Annotated in this window: 19 protein-coding genes; 10 read left to right on the top strand and 9 right to left on the bottom strand. The window is 40.1% G+C overall.

The genetic code is table 11. The features are described 5' to 3' along the window. Positions 1-89: 89 nt before the first annotated feature. Genes VGE44_RS14410 through VGE44_RS14395 form a run of 4 tightly spaced genes read right to left on the bottom strand, consistent with a single transcriptional unit; the run spans position 90 to position 3,058 of the window. Positions 90-734: a response regulator transcription factor gene (locus VGE44_RS14410; RefSeq protein WP_331080344.1), complete on the bottom strand. Its 645-nt coding sequence runs from the start codon at positions 732-734 to the stop codon at positions 90-92. Further along, entirely contained in the window at positions 731-1,513 is a 783-nt protein-coding gene (locus VGE44_RS14405; protein WP_331080342.1) for a sensor histidine kinase, read from the bottom strand. The genes VGE44_RS14410 and VGE44_RS14405 overlap by 4 nt, the downstream gene beginning before the upstream one ends. Further along, a complete protein-coding gene (locus tag VGE44_RS14400) occupies positions 1,495-2,160 on the bottom strand; it encodes a hypothetical protein (protein WP_331080340.1) in 666 nt (221 codons plus the stop codon). Before VGE44_RS14400 ends, VGE44_RS14405 begins: the two co-directional genes overlap by 19 nt. A 31-nt stretch (positions 2,161-2,191) precedes the next feature. Continuing rightward, positions 2,192-3,058, bottom strand: a complete 867-nt coding sequence (locus VGE44_RS14395) for a hypothetical protein (protein WP_331080338.1) — start codon at positions 3,056-3,058, stop codon at positions 2,192-2,194. A gap of 300 nt (positions 3,059-3,358) precedes the next feature. Here VGE44_RS14395 and VGE44_RS14390 point away from each other — a divergent pair, with 300 nt between their 5' ends. The 3 genes from VGE44_RS14390 to VGE44_RS14380 all read left to right on the top strand — a co-directional run bounded on the left by VGE44_RS14390 (position 3,359) and on the right by VGE44_RS14380 (position 6,085). Next, a complete protein-coding gene (locus tag VGE44_RS14390; protein WP_331080336.1) occupies positions 3,359-3,622 on the top strand; it encodes a hypothetical protein in 264 nt (87 codons plus the stop codon). After that, a complete protein-coding gene (locus tag VGE44_RS14385; protein WP_331080334.1) occupies positions 3,619-4,524 on the top strand; it encodes a hypothetical protein in 906 nt (301 codons plus the stop codon). The genes VGE44_RS14390 and VGE44_RS14385 overlap by 4 nt, the downstream gene beginning before the upstream one ends. Positions 4,525-4,777: 253 nt before the next feature. Beyond that, the gene (locus VGE44_RS14380) at positions 4,778-6,085 is read left to right on the top strand and encodes an MFS transporter (protein ID WP_331080332.1); all 1,308 of its coding nucleotides are present in this window, start codon (positions 4,778-4,780) and stop codon (positions 6,083-6,085) included. A gap of 923 nt (positions 6,086-7,008) precedes the next feature. Here the strand turns inward: VGE44_RS14380 and VGE44_RS14375 are convergent. The 5 genes from VGE44_RS14375 to VGE44_RS14355 form a co-directional block, all read right to left on the bottom strand. Continuing rightward, positions 7,009-8,256, bottom strand: a complete 1,248-nt coding sequence (locus VGE44_RS14375; RefSeq protein ID WP_331080330.1) for a selenocysteine synthase — start codon at positions 8,254-8,256, stop codon at positions 7,009-7,011. 61 nt (positions 8,257-8,317) lie between these two features. Continuing rightward, positions 8,318-9,280: an HNH endonuclease gene (locus VGE44_RS14370; protein WP_331080328.1), complete on the bottom strand. Its 963-nt coding sequence runs from the start codon at positions 9,278-9,280 to the stop codon at positions 8,318-8,320. Positions 9,281-9,307: 27 nt separating this feature from the next. Continuing rightward, positions 9,308-12,448, bottom strand: coding sequence for a DEAD/DEAH box helicase (locus VGE44_RS14365; protein WP_331080326.1), 3,141 nt, complete (start codon positions 12,446-12,448; stop codon positions 9,308-9,310). Position 12,449: 1 nt separating this feature from the next. Further along, positions 12,450-12,833, bottom strand: a complete 384-nt coding sequence (locus VGE44_RS14360; RefSeq protein WP_331080324.1) for a (deoxy)nucleoside triphosphate pyrophosphohydrolase — start codon at positions 12,831-12,833, stop codon at positions 12,450-12,452. A gap of 307 nt (positions 12,834-13,140) precedes the next feature. After that, a complete protein-coding gene (locus tag VGE44_RS14355) occupies positions 13,141-14,004 on the bottom strand; it encodes an SMP-30/gluconolactonase/LRE family protein (protein ID WP_331080322.1) in 864 nt (287 codons plus the stop codon). A gap of 196 nt (positions 14,005-14,200) precedes the next feature. Between VGE44_RS14355 and VGE44_RS14350 the strand changes: the two genes are divergently transcribed. The 7 genes from VGE44_RS14350 (at position 14,201) to VGE44_RS14320 (ending at position 23,550) form a co-directional block, all read left to right on the top strand. Continuing rightward, positions 14,201-17,224 (top strand): gliding motility-associated C-terminal domain-containing protein, encoded by a 3,024-nt coding sequence (locus VGE44_RS14350; protein ID WP_331080319.1) that lies wholly within the window; start codon positions 14,201-14,203, stop codon positions 17,222-17,224. A gap of 363 nt (positions 17,225-17,587) precedes the next feature. Further along, complete coding sequence (locus VGE44_RS14345; protein ID WP_331080317.1) at positions 17,588-18,448, top strand: carbohydrate kinase; 861 nt, start codon at positions 17,588-17,590, stop codon at positions 18,446-18,448. A gap of 175 nt (positions 18,449-18,623) precedes the next feature. Beyond that, on the top strand, positions 18,624-19,658 hold the full coding sequence (proB, locus tag VGE44_RS14340; RefSeq protein ID WP_331080315.1) for a glutamate 5-kinase: 1,035 nt from the start codon (positions 18,624-18,626) through the stop codon (positions 19,656-19,658). A gap of 9 nt (positions 19,659-19,667) precedes the next feature. Next, the gene (locus tag VGE44_RS14335) at positions 19,668-20,915 is read left to right on the top strand and encodes a glutamate-5-semialdehyde dehydrogenase (RefSeq protein ID WP_331080313.1); all 1,248 of its coding nucleotides are present in this window, start codon (positions 19,668-19,670) and stop codon (positions 20,913-20,915) included. Between the two features lie 298 nt (positions 20,916-21,213). Next, complete coding sequence (locus VGE44_RS14330) at positions 21,214-22,005, top strand: histidine kinase dimerization/phospho-acceptor domain-containing protein (RefSeq protein WP_331080311.1); 792 nt, start codon at positions 21,214-21,216, stop codon at positions 22,003-22,005. A gap of 392 nt (positions 22,006-22,397) precedes the next feature. Next, positions 22,398-23,183, top strand: coding sequence for a HipA family kinase (locus VGE44_RS14325; protein ID WP_331080309.1), 786 nt, complete (start codon positions 22,398-22,400; stop codon positions 23,181-23,183). Then, entirely contained in the window at positions 23,161-23,550 is a 390-nt protein-coding gene (locus tag VGE44_RS14320) for a DUF3037 domain-containing protein (protein ID WP_331080307.1), read from the top strand. The genes VGE44_RS14325 and VGE44_RS14320 overlap by 23 nt, the downstream gene beginning before the upstream one ends. Positions 23,551-23,861 lie beyond the last annotated feature (311 nt).

The raw sequence follows: 23,861 nt of genomic DNA, 5'->3' as shown, positions 1-23,861 counted from the left end.
TGTAACAGGAAAATTTGTCAATTAGCAAATTAGTAACCCAATAGCTGTCGGGCTAAGAATGAAGATACCATCAAGCTTGTGCATTAACTCTACTGCAACTGAATCAATTGATTTTTAATTGAATATAATACAAGCCCGGTTCTGGATTTCAGGTTTAGTTTTTGAAAAAGAGATTCGCGGTAATTGTCAACTGTGCGTGGACTAACAAACATGCTATCTGCAATCTCTTTATAGGTTAATTCAGAGCAGCATAATTTGAGGAACTCGACTTCCCTTGACGAAAGCAGGGGTGCATCCTTCTGATTAGCCATTGAGTGCAGCAGTTTTCCTGAAACCAGTTCATTGATATAAAGCCCTTTTGAAAAGATTGTTTGAATGGCTTCGAGTACTTCCCTTGGTTTCGACTCTTTCAGTACATAGCCACAGGCACCACTCTTAATCATCCCAATAACCGCTTTTTCATCATCAAACATACTCAGTGCCAACACTTTGATTTTTGGATAGTTTTCTTTCAACCATGCAGTTGCCTTATAGCCATCCATTTCCGGCATATTAATATCCATTAAAATGATATCCGGCAGGAGTGATTTTGCTAGTATATCCTGCATTTCTTTGCCATTCCCAGCGCTAAAAATCACATTCAGCTCTTCAAACTCATTCATTAAGGCAGCCAGACCATTTCTAAAAAGGGTATGGTCGTCGACAATTGCTATGTTGATTTTTTCTTCTTTCATGGATAGGGAATTGTAATTGTAATGCTCGTCCCTTTATTTAGGTTGGATTCTATGATCGCCTCTCCTCCGAGAAGGCTTGCACGCTTTTGGATATTGGTCAAACCCATTCCCATTTGATCAGACCGGGGTTTATCAGGGTTGAATCCAATTCCATTGTCACTGATGCAAAGACATTTTATTCCGTTGGAATGCTCTAAGGTAATTGCAAGCTGAGTCGCCATTGCATGTTTTATAATATTATTTAATACCTCCTGCAGGATTCTGAAAATGATCAGGTCCTTGTCTGGATTTGATGCAGGAAGCTCATCTTCACATAGGTAAATGACTTTGTATTTTCCGGATTTTTCCAACCATTTAATCTCATGTCTGATCGCCTCATCCAGGCCCTGGCTGACAAGTTGTTCTCCCTGCAACAGCCGCCCCAGTAATCGCATTTCCTGAATGGATTGTGAAATAAGTTCGATAGCTGAATTTACCTTTGGAGTAATTTTAGCGGGCTCCTCAGGCTCAATGGATTTTAAGGTTAAAGACGTTAAGCTGAGCAATTGTCCAATATTATCATGGAGATCGGCACCAATGGTTTGCATGGTCTGTTCCTTTATTTCCTGTTCAGCTTTTACAATCTCAGCTTCAAACCTTTCGCGCATCTGGTCTTTCTCCCTCGCATGCTGCTTACGGCGCTGATTGTAAAGCATGATATAGATTACGACAAAGGTTGGCGCAATCGCAAAGATGAATGTGGAAATGATGATCAGGTTTCTTATCTCGTTGTCGGCCATTTTCTGAGTATAAATGAATAAGACCAGCAGCCATAAAGAAGCACATTGAGTACATAGAAAATATATCTGAGATATGGCGTCGGACTGGCCACGAAATCTCTTATTTTTTCATAGTACAAATTGGTTATTATGGAACCAAAATAAAAGAACAGGATACCAGCTACCCACCAGAAACCAGGATCATAGGCTAAATTGATGTCCCGCTGATCCTTTAAAAGAAGGTAAAAATAATAGTAGCTGTAAACTATAAATAATACCGACATCACAATCGTTGTAGTGGCATGCTTTTTAAAGATTCCATGTTCTATTTGTTCAGTTATGTACAGAATGCTGAGTAAAGCGAGCCCTATTAAAATAACAGGGCCGCTTTTTAAATGAACTTTGAATAAGGAAGCAAACATGGCTGAAATGAAGCCGGCCTGGAAGATCAGCAGAATATTATATACCCATACATTAGGCCTTACATTTTCGGGATCTGCAAGGTATTGTCCTTTAATGTAGATACCCAAAGTTTCTGAAAGACAGGTGATCAGCAGGAACAGGATCATTCCTTTCCACACCGGACTCTTATCCCTGGTAAGACAGATACAGGCAATAATGAAGCAAATCCATTCTGCAGTAGTATTGATGGTCAGGTACTTTAACATTAGATTATCTTACAGGTATTTAGAATTGAATCTATTCCCAGGTTGAGCCATGACACATAACAGGACATTCTTCGCCATTATCATTCACATCCAGGATATTTTTCTTGTTATCATTATAGCAGTTATAATAATCTGAACGCTTTGTTCCATTATCGCGGGTGGTTACCATCACAAGGGCAGTATTGCCGTTGTCTTTTTTAGCAAAATATATACGGATACCATCTCCTTTTGCCCCTTTTCTTACAGCCGCATCAAGCTCAGCCTTCCAATAGTGAATCAATCGGGTGGAATACCATAGGTTCCTGATATTGATTGGATCTTTGCCGAATTGATTTACCCAGCTCTTACCCAGCACACAGGAAATACTATTTAATGATTTATTACATGGGATTTCGGTACAATCAGCCGTAGATGCAGTTGCAATTCCTGATAATGGTGCATCATGTATTATATTGCCGGCTTCCACACGACCGCCTGTTTTAAAAAATGCTGATTTAAGTTCAAAATAATCCTGATGAATTTTAGAGGTCGTACCATCAGGATTTTTTATTGTGGTGTCTTTTGTCGCAACCATTACAATGGCATTCTTACCATTCTTCTTAGCGAAATATATACGAAACCCGTCCACGTTTTCCAGTGGCAAAATTTGGGATAAACTGTCAATGTATGCTTTACTAAACCAGATGCTCGTACGAGCATGTGAACTAACGGGATCCTTCCTTAACTCTTTAACCATGCTTGTTGCCTCTGCAAAAGTGTAACCATTCAGTGTTAGCGAGTCGGCAGGCGCAGCCATGGATTCATTCTCTGCTGCGGACTTGTTTTTGTCGCCAGGAGCCGGGCTGCCGCAGGATGCGATGATTAAAAGAATCAATGTGATGTAAGTGAAATTTTTCATGTCATATAGGTTTTGGTTTTTAAATATAATGAATAATGATGATGGTGTTACATAGGCTAAGTTGCGGACAATCAAGTGCATATAGCTGCTGAAATTACCCCAAATTATACCGTAAAAACACCCTGGAGGAAAGGGAGATAATACTTTCGGTCAAGCAGGTAGCTGAGATAGTTTTGAATTTGAAATTCCTTTTAATCTGACAATTACCAGAATTTCTAAAACTGTTAAAACGAAATAAGAAAAATACGGGGAGGGCTGAAAACCGAGTAGAGTAGGCCAATAACGTAAAAATTTAGGAATATGAAAGAGGCAATAAGGGCAAATGTTATCGCATACATAGCTTCATTTGCGAATTTGAAAATTGAGGATGTTATGGACGAACATATACTGAAAAGTTACCCATTAGGACTGGATGATACTAAACTTGGGTTTTTGACTATCGCCTTAAGAGCTTATTTGAGAAGTATAAATCCAGATCAGATTGTATTGGCATCTGAATTACGAAAAAAAGACTTTGATGTTAAGAAAACGTATGAACTAATCATTAAAAAAGCAGGAATATGAAAACGATAGTTGCAGTACTCATTTTAGTTTTATTTTCAATCTCAAACTCATTTGGACAAGATTCAACATTTATTAAAATTAATAAATGGATAACAGATAATAACCTTAGTATAAGGAAGTCTTTTGATGGCTCAAAGTTTGAAAACAAGCCAGCAGGAATTTCATATCAAGAGAATCATAAATCTCCAAACGACTTTCTAAATCTTGACTTGGCCATCAAGTTATCTGAGTTAGAACTATTAAAAAAAACTAATTCAATCCTGATTTTTTATCCAAAAATAGAGTGGCATAAATCAACGGATTCAACAGATTTACAAAATAAGTTAGATGGGGGTATTAATTTTGAATTTATGCCATTTGGGTTAAAGAGCCCTGATTTAGGAAATGGAATTCCAAATCCCGGTCTAAAAATATCGCCTTGGTTTCAAGGATCCTCCTCATACAAAAGGAACTTTATCGACGATGTTTTTGAGAACAAATTTGTTTTCCAACTATCCTTGGCAAGCAATTATAAAGGCCTCCCCGGATACATTTTTCGTGATGGCAATAAAAAATTCAGAGCCAGATATTACCCATACTTAGGAGTAGACTATAATAGAATTCCAAATATGTTAACGGATAATCAAGTTGAAGAATTTTCCACATATTTTGTTAGGTTTTTTGCTGAAGTATGGATTTTACCTCAGTCATTACAACTAAATCTTGACGTTACATACAGAGAAATTGTTAAGAGTAAATCAAATCTTAGAGAAGTTGTGCCAATCGTGTCAAGTTCAATTTATTTATATCCAGGGAAACAAGAAGCTTTGGGAATTGGTTACGAGTATAAACATGGATATGACCCTGACAGTAAATTTCAATTAATTCAAATCTCCTCTCTTAAAATATCCTGGAAAATTTAAATATCACCTATTAAGGAAGTTTGTATCAATTAGGTGTTCAACCGCGTCTGACTATCAAAGGGGAGAAAACTTAGCTATATTCTAAATCTAATAATATTATCAAATGAAAACACTAACTGAATTCTTAAAGTTCACTCTGGGATTTATAGTTTTTATAATAAAACGAAATACCTGATCCCATTATGCTAAGCTAATTTATTTCCAAATTCATTTTCCCCGAATAAACTCCTATTATTATGGAAAATAATTCAGCTTGCAAAGTTTATTACCTGAAGAAAATATATCCCGCCGAAGACTGAAAGCCATCTTCGGCGGTTCCATCGGTAACCTGGTCGAGTGGTACGACTGGTATGCCTATTCCGCATTTGCGCTTTATTTCTCTACTTCATTTTTCCCGGAAGGCAATAAAACTGCCCAGCTGCTCAATACTGCGGGCATATTTGCCTTAGGCTTTTTGATGCGGCCAATCGGTGGCTGGCTCTTTGGGCGGATTGCTGATAAAGTTGGGCGGAAACAAAGTATGACACTCTCAGTGTTGCTGATGTCCTTTGGCTCCATGCTCATTGCCTTTATACCTACTTATCAGTCCATAGGAATTGTAGCGCCTGTTATGTTGCTGATTGCCAGACTGCTGCAGGGCTTGAGTGTGGGTGGTGAATACGGGGTTTCGGCGACTTATCTCAGTGAAATGGCCACTAAGAACCGCAGGGGTTTTTACTCCAGTTTTCAATATGTTACGCTTATCGGCGGACAGTTGTTTGCCCTCGGAATTCAGCTGATCCTTCAAAAATGGCTCAGTGATGATCAGCTTCACGACTGGGGCTGGCGAATTCCATTTGTGATTGGAGCTATTCTTTCGCTCGTAGCGCTTTATTTGAGAAGCACGCTCTATGAAACCAAAGCATTCGAAGCCCAGAAAAATAAAGCTGATGAACACAAAGGTACGATCAGAGAATTATTGAAACACCCCAAAGCCTTGCTGACTGTTGTTGGCCTTACCCTGGGTGGCACACTTGCCTTTTATACTTACACAACCTACATGCAAAAGTTCCTCGTGAATACGGTGAACCTGAGCAAAGCCGAATCCACGCAGATCTCCTTCATCAGTATGCTGATATTTGCGATTATTCAACCCGTTTTCGGTGCTTTGTCTGATCGTATTGGCCGTCGTCCGCTGCTGATCAGTTTCGGAGTTTTGGGTACCATTTGTACGGTTCCATTGCTTAGTACCCTGAGCCATACAACTTCAGCTTACAGTGCTTTTTTTCTGCTGCTGGCAGGTTTGATAATCGTTAGTGGTTATACCAGTATCAATGCCATCGTCAAAGCAGAACTTTTCCCCGCTCAGGTGCGGGCATTGGGTGTTGGATTGCCCTATGCCCTGACCGTAGCGATCTTTGGCGGCACAGCAGAGTACGTGGCACTCTGGTTAAAAAACTCAGGTCATGAGGAGTATTTCTACTGGTATATCACCGCCTGTATCTTTTTGTCACTGCTGGTTTATGTTGGGATGAGGGATACGAAGGAGACGTCGATGCTGGAAAGGGATTTGAAGATTTGAAGATGGGGGAGATGAATTAGCAAATGAGATAATTAGGAAATTAGCAAATGGAGAATCAATTTGTCAATGAGTTAATTTGTCGATGAGTCCCCGCTAACCATCAGGTGAAATAAAGACTTACGAAATCACATGGGCGTTCGGAAGGTAGATTTCGTCAGTCGCGTATGCATGGGAGAATTAGCAAATCAGATAATTGGCAACCCGATAGCTATCGGGTTAGCAAATGGTACTACTGCCACTAATTGTGCGTCATCTCGACGAGCGAAATAATTGTTATTTAATAATGCCTTTTCCGCGAGGAGAGATCTGTTGCAAAGAATATAGGAGAAGAGAATTAGCAATTGGAGAGAATTAGCAAATTTGAAGCGTCTGTCATCCTGAGAAGCCAATGATTATGCTCAATTTACTGAAATTTTGAGGCGACGAAGGATCTCATTACTATGAGCATTATTTTCGCTTCAGCAGGAATTGCTTAAGGCCTCACCTTACGTATGGAACTACTGGTTTTAAATCTAGTGCGGCCCTCCGCCCAAGGCGGAGAGGGTTTATAGTTCCTGCGAAGAGATGTCGATGAGATAATTTGTCTATTTGTTGATGGGGAAGGAGATTGAGCAACCCGATAGCTATATGGTTTAGATAATTAGCAAATTGCGCGAGGAAAGATCTGTTTAATAGGCTTTTGGAGTTTTAAACAAATTAGCGATTTGGTTCATGAAATCAGAGTCGGGAGGGTACCAACATTAGGTTTTGTTCGTACCTTCTTCGTATCTTGTTCGCACAAAGGCCCTTTTTGGCACCGCTATGGCTATGTTATACGAACAAGGTACGAAGATGGTACGATGTTGGTACGAAGATGGTACGAAGATGTCTCAAAAATATCCTGATAAGACTGGTTGATTTTTTTCAGCTTTCAGCTTTCCACTTTAAGCTTTCTGCTTAAGAAACTCTTCCCTCAACCTCCTCGCAACAACCTTATCCTCCCCAGGCTGCATCATCCATACAGTAATGGATACAGAATTACCACCCTTTGCTCCCGGTTTTGGTGGTGTAGCCTGACCCTTGAAAATCGGTAAGCCTGAAAAGCCCGCTTCAATAGATGGATTTCCGTTACGAAGATTTTCACGCAGTTCATGGCCTGTTAGTTTGATTTTGGTATCATCCCAGGTAATGCGGAGAGATGGAGTATGATTTCCGAGCGGATTGACCGTTACTTTTGTGGTGATTCCATCGATAGATTTTACTGCATTTTCAATCAGGGCAATACCCGCTTCCCATTTCTTCCATTCTTTATCATGATCCATTGCAATCATGTTTTTGATAGCCACATAAGCTCCCAGGATCTCTTCTTTATTCACTTTATGTCCGCGGCCTATGGTGACTGCCCGGGGTGGGGCGCTGAGTCGTGCAGCCTCGATCAGGTGTTTTCTGCCCATTAAATAACCGGTGCTTTGTGGTGCGCGGACTGCCTTGCCTCCCGAAAGGAAGACCAGATCAAAGCCCATATCATTGAATTTCCATAGGTTTTCAATTGGCGGAACATCTGCCGCGATATCAATGGAAGTAGGAATATTGTGCTTTTTACCGACTTCAATCCATTCTTCATGTTTGATCTTTCCACCATTAACAGCAATGTTCAGAAAATGCATCATCGCTGTTTTTTCATTAATGGCCTTCTCCAGTTCTTCCCGGGTTTCTACAGTGATGATCTTGCATCCGGTTAGTAAAAAAGCCTGGGTATAGGCATCTTTATGTGCTCTCTGACAGATCACTTCTGATTTCATACCATCCAGATTTGGCAATTGCCCCACCTTTTTCATATCCAGTCCGGTGAGTACGCCGGCCAAACCCAGGGTCATTGCCGAATAGGCCCCGCTGGTTACCGTTGCAGCCTCAGCATGAGTCATTTTTGCAATTTGTTCACCCACCTTATCCTGCAGCTCATCCAGCATGCAAAACTTGCCAACCGAACTATTGATCGCCTTCAAAACCTTATCCTGCATGATACTTCCGGTCATATAGGTTAAAGTCCCGGCTGCATTAATAAAGGTTCGGATGCCCAGTTCCTTGTACAGATCTTCTGCCGGTGCAGGTTCTGCCTGTAGGGAAAGATTAGTGATTCCACCTGCGAGGGGAAGGAGGGTAAGGGATTTGAGGAGTTGGCGGCGTTTCATGGGGGGGGGTGGGTTTTATATTGAGTAATTTTTTTGAGAAGAGTAAAATTATACGGATTTATCAGGGTTTGAAAATTTCTTTTCTGTGAAAGTCAAGATTTTCCTGTGATGGGTAATGTTTGCTCCCAAATGGTAATCTTATCTTGGATCCCTTTAGCTTGCTTAAGCCATAGGGGTGCTCTTCATTTTCGGTTATTTGACTGCTAATTAGAATATTGTAATCACAGTCAATACTTACCAAACCTCTATCAAATGCTCGATGCAGATTAGGACATAAGGCTATGCCATTATTTATTTTATCGTCATGAGTTAAACTAAAAGGTACTATGTGGCAAGCATCAATATAATTATGCCCGTAGATTGATTCAAGTCTCATTCCTGAAAAACAACAAGTAGAATCGTAAACTTTAGGCACCAGCTTTTTAAATAGTCCGCCTCTAACGAATACATCTTCCTCAGTTTCGATTTTGATATTCCGATATTTTGCTTCAGGTTCATTTAGTATATAATCCTGAAGGTCATGAATATACCCGAGACCCTTTTGTTTGCTCAAAAGAAAATTATTTTTAGTTTCTGAAAAATAAGTATCAAGCAATAATGTCTTTATTACATTTTTAGATATAGGATCAGCTAAAAGTTGAAAGAATTCAGAGTCGAAATAACCAAAATCCAAAACTTCTGCTAATCTGCCAACACTTTTAATGTGAGCATTAATCTGACAGCCGAATTTAGGTTGTAGGGACCAGAGCTGTTTTCCAATGATTGTTTCACTTTGCAGGTAATAGAATGGTTGTGTAAAATCAGGCTGGTGTAAAGTATTAACCAACAAACGCCAGTTTTCTTGAAATGCACCAACAAGATCAGTATTAACATAAACACGGTTGTTCCAAACCAAACCTTTTTCTATAAGCTCGATGATAGAAATTAGTAGAATTGGTTTGTGAGGAGCCTTTCCGTAAGGTGTATTAGCTCTGTTTAGCTTAGAGAGTTTTGAGAGATAGGAGTTCAGAATATGGTTATTCATTAGTGAAATAATTTATTCTCACATTTATTATCCAACTGCCAATTTCCCGCTTTCTTTCCAGATGTAAGCAGGCATTGGTTCTTTTAATTTCCATTCGATATTCATAGGTTTTGCACCTGATGATTGTTGAAAATCAGCTAAACCTAAAAACACATAGGATATTGTAAATCCGTTTTCATTTTCGTTTTGTTCTCTGACAAATAGCAATATCTTTTTATCCATTTCCAATTGTTTAACATAGGATTGACCTTTTGGAGATTCTGGTGATGTTGCATTTTGAGATTGCCAATGGAAAAGATATTCACTTAATGCATAATCATCATATAATGTTGTAGGGGAATATTCCTTCTCTGATTTTTTCAAGGTAATAAATAAGGCTTCAGTATTTAGCTCCTTATTCAATGCTACTCCTTCTCGATTCGAAGATGCTTTTTCAAATTTATGCAATTGCATAGCAACTAATATCTCATCTCTATTGTACCGACTGTGAATTTTCAGAGGGAAGCTATAACCTAAATCTATATTTTTTTCTATAAAATCAATTTTATCGATTAAATATTCAGTAACCTCCTGAAGTTCTAAAAGTAAATTTGGGTTATCAAAAAGAGAATTTAAACTTTCAAGTAATGAATTAAAACCGGTTTTTGAACCAGAGTTTTGCCAAATATCAAAATGTAACATTAATGACATCAATTCATGGTCAGGATGAGCATGTTGGAAATTTCTAGAGAGAATTTTTTGAATAAACTGAAGATAACTTAATGAATTGCACTGGAGTAATTTTTTGATGCAACGTGTAAGCTCTATTTCATTGGGTTCCTTAAAATCGGCAATTACACCAGCATCAGCGCAGAGCCGTTTCCAAGATCCTTTTTTATAAATAAGCTGGATGTCAATTTGATGTACATTTAGAAAGTTATTTAGAGTTAAAGGTATTGTAAACTGATGTTTGAAATTTCGAATTTTACCAATCAATTGGTTACGATTAAAACCAATTGCTTCTCGAATATTCTTTAAAATTATTTCTTTTGCCTTTTTCTCTAATATTATTGAACAACCAAGAGGTAAGTGAGGAAATTCATCTTCAATTTCTTTTATAATTGATGTTTGAGTCTTACCTACTAATGCTCGAAATTTATGTTCAAAATCGTATTCTGGTCTTGCATTACCAACAAAATCCAGAACGGTCAAACAGTCTTTGTCCTTTGCTAGCCTCAGCCCTCGCCCTAATTGTTGAAGAAAAATGGTTAAGCTTTCTGTTGGTCGTAAAAATAAAACCGTATCAATTTCTGGTATATCAACCCCCTCATTATAGATATCTCTTACAAACAAATAGTTAATCTCTTTCTTTCGTAGTTTCTCTCTTACCAGTTCCCTGTGTGCTGAATTATCGCTTGTTAAATAATCTGCATTAAAGCCTGCGATCGTAAACTTTTCTGCCATGTAACGAGCATGCTCCTGACTGACGCAAAACCCTAAGGCTCGTACATCATGTACATCTGTTAAATATTTTTCACAATTATTGAGAATCTCACCAACACGTCGATCATCTTCTGTGTAAAGTTTAGTTAGCTCGTTGATTTCATATTTACCACTCTTCCAGTTTATTTTAGAAAGATCAACACTGTCTGAAACTGCAAAGTATTGGAATGGCGATAATAATTTTCTATTTAATGCTTCTGGTAAACGAATCTCCGCGGCAATTGTATTACAGAAATCCATTAAGATATCTTCGCCATCCATACGCTCTGGAGTAGCAGTTAAACCTAATAGAATTTCAGGATGGAACTTTTCTATTATTGGGCGATAACTATTCGCAGCGATATGATGGACTTCATCAATAATAACAAAGTCGAAGAAATCTTTGGAAAGGGAAATATCCTTAACTCTATTATTCAGTGTCTGAACCGAAGCGAAAAGATGTTCATAATTTATGGGCTCATGTCCATCTACCCATAACTCACCAAAATTAGAATCCCTTAATATGTGTTGAAATGTCTCTTGCGCCTGCTCTAAAATTTCTTTTCTGTGAGCAACAAAAAGTAGTCTGGCTCTTGGGTTATTTTCCTTAAATCTTTTATAATCAAAGGCAGAGACTACGGTTTTTCCAGTTCCGGTGGCGGCTACAACTAAGTTTTTAAATCTATTATGTATAATTCTTTCTGATTCAAGTTTGCTTAGAATTTCATCTTGAAATGGGAAAGGATTCAGGTCAAAAAATGTAGTAATTCCCTTTCTGTCAAAACTGCTTTGCTGTTTTAGTGCATTATGCAATTTCTCACGGTCTTTGCCTAACTTATAAAATTCAAATTCCTTATCTTCCCAATAGGTCTCAAAAGTCTTTTTGAACTTATCGATAATATGACTTATTTCTTGAGTAGTTACTTTCAAGTTCCATTCGAGCCCATTAGTTAGAGCAGATCTAGAAAGGTTTGAAGAACCAATATATCCTGTATGGAAACCAGTTTTCCTTAAAAAAAGATATGCTTTTGCATGAAGACGTTCATGGTCTGCATTGTAGGAGACTTTTATTTCTGTATTTTTTAACGATGCTAGAAATTCTACAGCTTTAACGTCTGTGGCACCCATATAAGACGTTGTAATTATTCTTAATTTTTTACCTGAATTAGTAAATTCTTCCAGTTCTTCTTTGAATATGCGAATTCCGGAATATTTAATAAATGATACAAGCCAGCAGATTTCATCCGAAGAGAGTATTTCTTTTTTTAACTCACTTTCTAATGAGATACCAACATTACTACCAGTAAATAATTCACTTTGGCTTAATCGGGTATAAGGGGTAATATGTTTTACTCGCTCGTTTAGGTCTGAAAATGGAGAATCAAACTTAGAGAAGATAGCTTGAAGAAGTTTTCCCTCATTATCAATTAGATTTTCAGAAAAGTTTAAAGAGGGTAATTCTTCTATAAGCGATTGAATAATCTTATTAGAGAGATTGATTTGCTTCATGGTGCAATCATCGTCATCGGTAAAACTACTTAGAGCGAATTGAATTGTTTCTGCTAGATATTGACTCAGATAACGTGATGCCTCGACTTTATCTAATTTTGCACTTTTTATAAAAAAAGCATCAGAATCAATAGAATTGAGTTTATTGGCAATTAACTTAGTAATTAGTTGTTCATAGAGCCCTAATTCAAATGCCATCCTATTTATTTAAGAATTGTTCAACTATTGGTATATCCGCCTCCGCCCAATCCAAATCTAACAAATCCTTAACTTCCAGCCATTTATAATCAGCATGTTCTTTTAAAACAATCTCTCCGCCCGTCTGCCGGCAGATAAATGGAATCAAACGGATCAGTTTGTCGGGATATTGATAATCATTCGGACTTAAGCTTGCGGTAATTTCTATCTCAATATTCAGTTCCTCTTTAATCTCCCGGATCAGGCATTCTTCGGCTGTTTCATTTTCTTCGATCTTGCCTCCGGGGAATTCCCATTTTAGGGGGAGGGGCATAAGGGAGCTGCGCTGGGTGACGAGCACCTGATCAAAGGGATTGATTATTATCGCACAGGAAACCCGAATCATGTTTTTTAGTTGTCTGTTATCTGTTGCCGGTTGTCTGTGATTTACAGGTTCAGATGGAAATTCGTACCGATCAGCACCTGGCTGAGAGGGACCTTTCTAAACCAGTTCAATTCTTGAGGCTAAAAAAATGACACCCGATAGCTTTTTATGAACAACAAATTTCATCATTATCCACTCGATAGCTATAGGGTGTCAAAATCAATTATCATAATTAACGGTTAATTGTCAACTGTCAATTATCAACTGTCAATTATCAACTGTCAATTTGTTGCTTATGAGTTAGCAGAAATTGTTTCGCGTAGAGAAATTATCGTAACTCATATGCAACAACCGTGTTCCTGAAGAACGTAGGTACGTAAACTGTTTTCGTTTCAGGATCAAAGCCGATATCAGCAGTGCTTCTTTTTTCTGCCCGGGTATCCATCAGCAAATGTTTGCTACCATCCGCTTTTATATACCATAGTGCTCCTTCCCAACAAGAAACAATAAATTCATTTCCCTGAACATTTTCAATACCATCGGTGCCACCCTCCATGCCATCAACAATCAGGCTTAATGACTTATCCTGGTTTACTTTATATAAACCACCATCGTCTAACAGATAAAGTTCATTCTCATAAAATAGAACACCATTAGGTTTTTTTAGATTTTCTAAAACGATTTCGGCTTTATCATTCTCTACTTTATATAGTTTTTTGCTTAGCATTTCGGTGACATAAATTACTCCGTTCGGGTCGATACTGATATCATTCAGCCCGGTAGCGCCTTCAATCGGAATAGATTTTTCGATTTTACCAGCAGCAATATCGATCACTACGATATTCCCCAAATCGGCAACATATAATTTGCCATTGAACATACCCATGCCTTTTGGACCTTGTAAACCGCTTACCCATTCGGCCGTGATTACTTTGCCATCCAAACCAACTTTGCCAATCGAACCTTTTCCATCAGCTTCCCATGCATTTTTCCCGTCGATATTGCTCACATATAAAACCTGATTGGCTTTATCAAACAATACTGATTCGGGAACCTTCAGCGAGCTGTCGCTTTCCCACTTAAGAACCAGTTCAGGTGTTTTTGCAGAATCTGTCTGTTCTGTCGTTTTTTTATCGCTTGAACCTCCGCAGGCTGCCAGGAAGAGTACTCCCAAAAAAAGAATTAGTTTCATAGTTTTTTGAATTTGAATTAAATTTAAAGGTACAAAACAGAATATTGGCTTACAAATTGGCTGCGGGATTATTCAGGGCCTGGCGTATCACCTTGCTTATCCGGTTTAAAATCTACATATTTAAAATAAAGCTGAGCACTGTGCAAACCCTCAGGTATGTGGGACACGTATATACCGAAACGCTTATAATTAGAAAATGAGGTATAAAATCACAAATCTGGTCTTAATGCTGGCCTTATTGTATTTTACTGATGCAAAAGCACAGACACCGCAGATCAGCTCTTTTTCTCCAAAATCCGGTCCGCCGGGAACCTTGCTCACTATAGAGGGTTCAGCTTTAGACAAAGTAAACTCCGTCAGCATCGGAGAAAAATCAGCACTGATCATTTCTCTATCGGCGAACTCACTCACAGCCTACGTAATGCCCGGTACTAAAAATGGAACTGTAACTCTAAGTACAGTATTGGGTACCGCAACCAGTTCAGAAAGTTTTACTATTGCTGCAAATCTGTTCCCTGTTGCTCAACAGGGAGATAAACTCATTGGAACAGGCAATGTCGGTCCGGCTGAATCGGGGCGTTCAGTCGCAATCAGTGCCGACGGAAATACGGCAATTGCAGGGGCGCCAAATGATAATAATCAGCATGGTGCAGCATGGATTTATGTCAGGGATGGAAATGAATGGAAGCAGGAGGCCAAGCTGGTTGGAACCGGAAATGTTGGTCTGGCACAGCAGGGCAGGGCTGTTGCAATCAGCGCCGATGGAAATACCGTAGTTATTGGTGGATATTTTGATAGTGGGGGTATTGGAGCTGCATGGATCTTTACCCGAAAAAACAATGTCTGGACGCAGCAGGGTGAAAAGCTGGTTGGAACCGGATACGATGATTTTATTTTGCCAGTCAATATGGGCTATTCTGTTGGGATGAGTGCCGATGGGAATACCGTTATTCTGGGTGCACCCTATGATTCTTACCCTCGCGGGGCTGCCTGGATTTTTAGTCGTACAAATAATTTATGGACCCAGAAAGGTGAGAAATTAGTTGATGAAAGCAGTCCTTCGGGTGGCCAGGGAATTTCTGTGGGATTGAGTGCAGATGGAAATACGGCAATTGTTGGCGCACCGCTGGACAATAATCAGCAAGGTGCTGCTTTTCTCTATTTCAAAAGTGGTACGGAGTGGGACAGGCAGGCTAAAAAACTGGATGTTTCCTCTTATCCGGGTACAAAATGGCAGGGAATATCTGTTGCGCTGAATGCTGATGGGACTAATGCCATTATTGGTGCTTCTGTAGCCGACAATGCCAGAGGGGCTGCCTGGGTATTTATAAAAAATGGCTCTCAATGGGTGCTTAAGGGAGATAAACTTGCCGGAACTGTAAGTTCAGAAAATGCTGCTCAGGGCTGGTCTGTAGCGATGAGTGCTGATGGCAATACGGTGTTGATTGGTGCAAAAGCAGATAACTGGACCAATGGTGCAGCATGGGTATTTACATGGGCGGATAATTCCTGGACACAAAGGGGACCGAAATTGACAGGCATTGGGAATGTTGGTGTCGCAAATCAGGGGCAGTCGCTCGCATTAAGTGCCGACGGCTCTACTGCAATAATCGGAGGGAATCAGGATAATGATCGGATGGGAGCTTCCTGGATTTTTGCCCCCGGACCAAAAATCTCAATTTCACTTAAAAATTATAGCTCGGAATTTTGCAAAGGAGTAGTTAAGACTATATTTTCTTATGATAAAACTGAAGGCGATCCCAATTTGTACAGCATAATCTGGGATCAGAAAGGCCTGGCAGGAGGCTTGACAAATGTGACTGATCAGGTTTTGCCCCCAGGCTCATTTGAAATCACCATGCCTGCTGCTCTTGCTGATGGTGTTTACAATGGTGCCTTAAAAGTGCGCAACAGTAGTACCGGGGAAAGCAGTACAGGGACAATATTTACCCTGGTCATTCCCGAACCACCTAAAATATCGCCCATCACAGGTTCAGGAACTGTTTTAGTAGGATCAAATACGACGCTCTCAACGTCAACAGCCACCTCATCAGGTGTATGGAGCAGTAACGCTCCTGCAATCGCAACGGTAAATGCAACAAACGGACAAGTAACTGGTATCGCAGAGGGTTCTGTAATTATTACCTATACCCTGAGTAATGCAATGGGTTGTACCAATACGGCAAATTTTAGTTTGCTGGTAGTTTCTTCATCTTCACAGCAGACGCTTAATTTCCCGGCTCTGCCCGAAAAGATTTATGGTGATGATGATTTCTCTCCCACAGTATTTACTGCAGAACCGGGAGCTGTGATTATTTTTACAAGTGCTGATCCAAAAGTTGCGACGATCAGTGCATCCGGTCAGATCAAAATTACCGGTGTTGGAACCAGTTTGATAACTGCTTCCAAAGCTTCAAATAGTACTGTCTTTGCCTCACGTTTATTAACTGTGAAGCCCAAAGCATTGATCATCAAAGCAAAAGATCAGGTTCGGGTCTATGGTGCTGCAAATCCTGATCTGACTCTGGATTACATTGGTTTTGCTAATGGGGAGTCTGATGCAGTTTTGCAGAATAAGGCCGTGGTGTTTACCACTGCTACTCTCAGCTCATCTCCCGGAACTTATCCAATAGTGGCGAGTGGAGCCACAGCAGTAAATTATTTAATCAGCTATCAGCCGGGGGTAATGCTGGTTAACAAGGCTGATCAGATTCTAATATTTGACCCGATTCCGAATAAGACAGAGTCGGATAGTGAGTTTCAGGTGAATGCAAGAGTGAATTCGGGGTTAACAATCAGATTTATCAGCAGTGATGACCGGATTGCGGAGATAATAAATGCTAATCAGGTGAAAATTAACAAGCCAGGAACAGTCAGGATTGAAGCTATACAGATCGGAGATTCGAATTATAATCCTGTCAGTGTTTTCAGGGAATTTACAATCTATCCGGACATTTTCAGTGTGAGTTCAAATTCCTTTACCCCCAATGGGGATGGAATAAATGATCAATGGATTCTAAAGGGCCTGGAATCTGATAAAACGGCAATGGTGCAGATTTATAACCGCTATGGACGAATGGTCTTCGGCAGCAGCGGATACACAACACCATGGGATGGGCATCATCAGGGTGCTAAACTCCCTCAGGGGACCTATTATTATAAGATTTCAGTAAGGTCGGGGAAGCAGGTGGTATCGGGGATGGTGACTTTAATTTACTGATATTACATACACTATTGTCCAAAAAAATTGAAGTTACAGGAATAATGATCGTACTCTTAACTCATAATTTTTCTCTTTTCTTTTCCTGCAGCAGAAAAGAAACAAAATGCCGCCGCTGCACCTGCTGCTGCTAAAGTTAGTGCTAGGGCTTTGTCTGTGACTACCGCACCAGCTGAGGCGGAAAAAACGTTAACGGAGATTTTGTGCTCAGGCCAAAGCTTATGAACAATCCTGTCATTATAGGCAAATATAGTGCAGATTTTAAGTCAGTGAATTTGGTAAAATTGACAATATTCTGAAGGGGGACTTGCTTTTTATCTGATACTTAAAAACGTACTATATTTATATACAACAAATACTGGCATGAAGAATAGAATACTGTGTTATGGCGAGATGTTATGGGATATTTTTCCTGATGGAGCAGTGCCGGGCGGAGCGCCATTAAATGTTGCTCTTGGATTAAAGAAACTGGGATCTGAAGTTTTTATTTTAAGCAGTTGCGGAAAGGATAAATTGGGAGAAAAGCTGCTTGAATACCTGCATGAAAATGGTCTTTCAACTAAATATGTTCAGCAGAGCAATTATCCAACAGGGCAAGTCAATGTGCATCTGTCTGTAAAGAAAGACGCCAGCTATGAAATCGTTTTTCCTTCAGCATGGGACTATATTCATAAACCTGAGACAATTCCCCAATTTGATATTCTGATCTATGGAAGCCTTTCCTGCCGTAATAAAACCTCTTTCGAAACATTGATTTCTTTATTGGATAGCAGAGCAATCAAGGTCTTTGATGTTAATTTCCGGCCTCCATTTGTTGATCAGACCATTATTGAGCAATTGCTCATTAAATCAGATCTGGTTAAAATGAACCATGAGGAGCTTTTTCAAATTTCTGCATGGAATGGATTGGGGGATGAGGATTTAGAACTGGCAGCAGATCTGGTTTTCAAAAAATATTCGCTCAAAATACTTTGTATAACCCGGGGCTCTGAAGGTGCGTTTCTGAAGGCAGCAGATGAAGAAATTTATCAGGGTGGATTTAAGGTGGATACCACAGATACAGTTGGGGCCGGGGATGCTTTTCTTGCCGGGTTTATCCATAATTACAGCAGAAATAAGCCATTGAAGGAAGCCCTTGAATTTGCCTGCCTTCTAGGGGCCTGGGTTGCATCCCAAAAAGGGGCAAATCCTCCGTTTTTATTTGAGAAAATTGGGAATAGGTAATAGGTAATAGGAAATAGGAAATAGGAAATGGGGAATAGAGAATTGGGAATGGAAGATAATTATTGACATTGGATACCGATTTTTCTTCGTTGTCAACTATCAACTGTCAACTATCAATTTACTTTGCAAGGTAAAATCTACAATTTTCTTAAATTCGCTCCATACAACATTTACATTGGCAAAACCTATACTCGTACTTAAATTCGGCACGGCATCGATTACTACACCCAAAGGTGAGTTAGATGAGATCGTGATTGGAGAAATTGCCCGTCAGGTGGCAATGATACATAAAGACTATAATCTGGTGATTGTTTCATCGGGCGCTGTTGCTGCGGGCAAAAAATTCCTGAAGAATTATGGCGGCACATTGAATGAAAAGAAAGCGGCCGCTTCGATTGGAAATCCGCTTTTATTGAATACTTACGCTAAATATTTTTCACCTCATGGCATTGCAATCGCCCAGAGTTTATGTGAGAGGCATCACTTTTCAAACAGGGATCAGTTTCTGCAATTAAAGCGGACTTATGAAGAGTTATGGAACAGTGATATAATTCCGATTGCGAATGAGAATGATGTGGTCAGTAACCTGGAGCTGAAATTTTCTGATAACGACGAACTGGCAACCCTGATTGCTGCAGGATTTGGCGCTTCGCAGGTACTCTTCAGTACCTCGGTGCCAGGAGTGCTCGACAGTTCCGGGCTGGTAATTCCTGAATTGGACACCTCAGATAAAAAGGTTCTTCTACTTGCAAATAAAGAGAAATCGGCATCAGGTTTAGGTGGTATGACCTCCAAACTGAATTTCGCACGCTTAGCCAATCAAATGGGTATCCGGGTCGTGATTTTTGGTATCAGAACGGAAGATGGAATTCTGAGGGCCCTTGTTGGTAAGACCGGTACTTTATGTCTGCCTCAGAAAAGCACACTGCCGGCACGTAAAAAATGGCTTGCTAGCGGAAGTCTGGTGCGGGGGCGTATTCAAATCGATTCGGGAGCCTGTAAGGCATTGCAAAAGCGGCATAGCTTGCTGGCAGTAGGAATTAAAGCAGTTTTGAATGATTTTGAGAATGGCGAGATCATTGAAATTCTGGATGAGGAGAATAATGTGGTGGCAGTGGCTAAATCAAAAATTGATTCGGCTACCCTGAACAACGATACCAAAGTTAAGAACCTCGAAGTGGCACATGCCGATAATATTGTTTTATTGTAATTTTTAATCATGGAATCGATACAATCTCTTCTTGAACAAGCCGCAGAGGCAACGATAGCGGTAAAACGCTTGAATGATGACCAGAAGGAAAATATTCTTAGAGCGCTGGCTGCAAAGCTAAGGGCAAACATAGTAACAATTCTTACCGAAAATCAACTGGATCTTGACCGCATGCCGGATACTGATCCTAAAAAAGACCGGCTATTACTTACGGCTGCAAGGATAGAAGATCTGGCAAAAAGTGTTGAGGAGATTGCAGCGCTTCCTGATCCGAGCAATCGTCTGCTTTCTGAAAAGATTCTGGATAATGGCCTCTTAGTCCAGAAAATTACTGTTCCATTGGGTGTTGTCGGGGTGATTTATGAGTCGAGACCAAATGTAACCGTTGATGTGGCTGCTTTATGTATTCAATCAGGAAATGTCTGTCTGTTGCGGGGAGGTACCGATGCTTTTTATACAAACACTTATCTGGTAGCCTTGATACAGGAGGTTCTGGCAGGTTTTGATCTGGATGTGAGCATTGTGCAATTGCTGCCGGCCGACCGCAAATTTATGCCTGAGCTACTCACTGCCACGAAATATGTGGATATTTTAATCCCAAGGGGCTCACAGCAACTGATTGATTATGTGCGTGAGCATGCTTCGGTTCCGGTGATAGAGACAGGAGCAGGGGTTTGTCATACCTATGTGGAGGCATCTGCCAATCTGGAAAACGCAGCAAATATTGCGACTAATGCCAAAGTTACGCGCCCTTCGGTATGTAATTCATTAGATACTCTTATTGCCGACCGGGAAATTCTTGAGCCTTTACTCAATTTACTTGCACCAAAACTCGAAGCTTATAAGGTTGAAATTTTCGCAGATCCTGAATCATATCTTATTTTGAAAGGTATGGAGTATCCATATCTCAAAGAAGCTGTTGAAGAAGATTTTGGACGTGAATTCCTTGATTTTAAATGCTCTGTAAAAACAGTTGAGAATTTTGATGAGGCAATGAAACATATCCGGAAATTTTCTTCCAAGCATTCAGAAGCAATCGTTTCGAGCAATATGGAATACTGTGAGCGTTTCCTGAATGAGGTCGACGCTGCAGCAGTTTATACTAATGCATCTACCCGTTTTACGGATGGAGGAGTGTTTGGCCTTGGTGCAGAAATCGGTATTTCTACCCAAAAACTGCATGCCCGAGGTCCTTTTGCTTTGGAGAAACTGGTTACGGAGAAATGGATTGTGAGAGGGAGTGGACAGGTGAGGTAGTTGAGACCCGATAGCTATCGGGTGGAGCAGAGAAATTTACAACTATTATTAATTTAAATTTAAGCAGGATGTCGGATAATGTTTTGAAATGAATTTTAAAATGAACCACTACATCACAGGCAACCCGATAGCTATCGGGTGACAACTGATAACAGACAACAACCAAATCTATCCTCCGCCAGGGGCTTGATTACAGAAGGCCTTTTTAAATATATTTCAGCCTTGCCTGAATTATTTATATATTTAATATAAGAGGTCAATATTCCTGAATAGAAGATCTGATATTAGCATTCTGTTTATGGATAAAACTTCCGCAGAGTTAATTTTAGCCAATAAAAAGCTGCTCGCTCAAAACAAGGCGAAGGAGAAGCTTACTAATAGACTTATTTCAGCAAATAACGAGCTGGCTTTTCAAAATTCAGAGCGGGAGAAACGTGCTGCTGAACTTGCCTTTCAGAATAATGAGAAGGAGAAACGCGCTTCTGAGCTATTAATTGCTAATCAAGAACTTGCCTTTCAGAATAATGAGAAGGAGAAGCGTGCTTCTGAGCTATTGATTGCTAATCAAGAACTTGCCTTTCAGAATAATGAGAAGGAGAAACGTGCTTCAGAACTACTTATTGCGAATAAGGAACTAGCTTTTCAGATAAAGGAGAAGGCAAAACGTGCTTCTGAACTATTGGTTGCAAATAAAGAGCTTGCATTCCAGAATAAGGAGAAAGAGAAACGTGCATCAGAGTTACTCATTGCCAATAAAGAGCTTGCTTTTCAGAATATAGAAAAGGAGAAGCGTGCAGCAGAACTTTTGCTGGCCAATAATGAACTTAAGGAGGCCCAAAAGTCACAACAGGAGAATATTAAGGGTTTGCAGGAAATGATGTATATGATCTCTCATGAACTCAGGCAGCCGGTCGTTCAGATATTAGGAATAACCAGTCTGTTCGAAACTTTAAAGAATTCCCCTGAAGAAACTGCAGAACTAACACACCTGATAAGAGAATCGGCAAAATCGCTGGATAACTATACAAGGGAATTAACCACTTTTGTTTATGAAGCCGAGTTAAAGGCAAAGAATGAGTTAAGTACTTAAGCGCTGGCACTACAATAAAACACATTTGATGTTTTTCTCTAGATATTGTGCGCTCGCACCAGCAGCCCCGGGCTGCCCTTCCCAATGAAAAACAGCCCCGGGTAAAATAAACCTTGCCGGAGGAGGTAGCTTCCGGCTATTGGTAATTTGAAATGGAACGCGATTTTTTGCCGGAAATACTCCGGAGGAAAGGGCTGAACCAGCCTATAACACACAGGTATTGATTTCCAAAACCTGATCATTGTGTACCAGATCATTATCTGACCAATTATAACCGTATTATTTTTATCTTCCTTATATCGAACTCAGTTTATTTAAGGTTTCTTCATCCCTGTTCAGAACAAAATAAATCAATAATTGTTCCCTTATAAAAATTAGCCGAATTTAGCAGCATGTTAACAGCTCTAAGGTCAGTAAACGTTAGCCGCTACGTTACCCCGCTTCGGGAAGGAGGTTCTATGCCTGCGATCGCTGAAGCAGATGACGGGTTTCTGTATGTGATCAAGTTCCGTGGTGCTGGGCAGGGGCCAAGGGCTTTGATCGCTGAGCTTATTGGCGGAGAAATTGCCCGGACTTTGGGTTTAAATGTCCCTGAACTTGTATTTGCTACGCTTGATGAGGCTTTTGGCCGCACGGAGGCGGATGAGGAAATTCAGGATTTGCTCAAGTTTAGTGTCGGATTGAATTTGGGTTTACATTATCTTTCAGGATCAATTACTTATGATCCTGCGGTGAATAGCATTGATGAAAACTTAGCGTCTAAGATTGTCTGGCTGGATGCATTGCTGATGAATATGGACCGCACCTGCCGTAACACCAATATGCTCATCTGGCATAAAGAATTATGGCTGATTGATCATGGAGCTTCGCTTTATTTTCATCACTCCTGGCAGAACTGGGAAGAGCAGGCTGAGAAGCCATTTGCTCTGATAAAAGATCATGTTTTACTACCGCACGCTACTGAACTTAAACAGGTTGATCAGCAATTTAAAGCTCTGCTGAGTGCTGATCGGATCAAAGAAATTGTTTCCCTGATTCCGGATGAATGGCTGGAAGATACCGTTTTTCAGAGTACCGAAGAACATCGTAATGCTTATATCAGCTTTCTCGAAAGGCGTATAAATAAATCAGAAATTTTTGTAAACGAAGCCCTGAATGCAAGAGAAATACTTATTTGAGTATGCTGTGATCCGCCTTGTACCGAGGGTGGAACGTGAAGAGTTTTTGAATGTCGGAATAGTACTCTATTGTTCCGCTAAGAAATTCCTGCAGGCAAAATTCTGGCTCGATGAGGAACGCCTGAAAGCCTTTGCTCCGGGCACCGATTTGTCTGAAATTGAAGAAAATCTGAATGCTTTCTGCCAGATCAGTATGGGGAAAAAGGAGGCAGGTCCAATAGCCAAACTCGACCAGGCTTCCCGTTTCAGATGGCTTACTGCAACCCGAAGTACAGTTTTGCAAACATCAAAAGTACATCCCGGTTTTTGCGAAGACGCTTCAGAAACGCTGGAAAGATTGTTTGAAGAAATGGTATTGATTAATTGAGACCCGAAACCTACTGGTTTGATGATACCTCAGGGCAATATTTTGCTATCTTAAAACTGCGTTTATGAGCAAATTCGGCGGGGTATGCTTTCAGCATTAACGAAGGGTAGAAAGTCACGCGCCACAGGCGCGCTCAATGTCATTAAGTTAAGGGGCAGGAGGTTCTGGCCTTCGTGGCTGTTGCACAACTCGGTTTCTAACCTCTGAAACTTCCGATTTAAACTGTAAGATGGGTCAGAATTTTTCTTAATATATTGATTAAATCTGCGTTTTTGCGTATTTTAGCCTATGCAGGGAAAGAAAATCAAACA

Source organism: Daejeonella sp., from assembly GCF_036405355.1.
In the GTDB taxonomy this organism is placed as follows: Bacteria; Bacteroidota; Bacteroidia; order Sphingobacteriales; family Sphingobacteriaceae; genus Daejeonella.
Note: the sequence above shows the minus strand (reverse complement) of the source record. Positions and strands in the feature narration are given on the sequence as shown.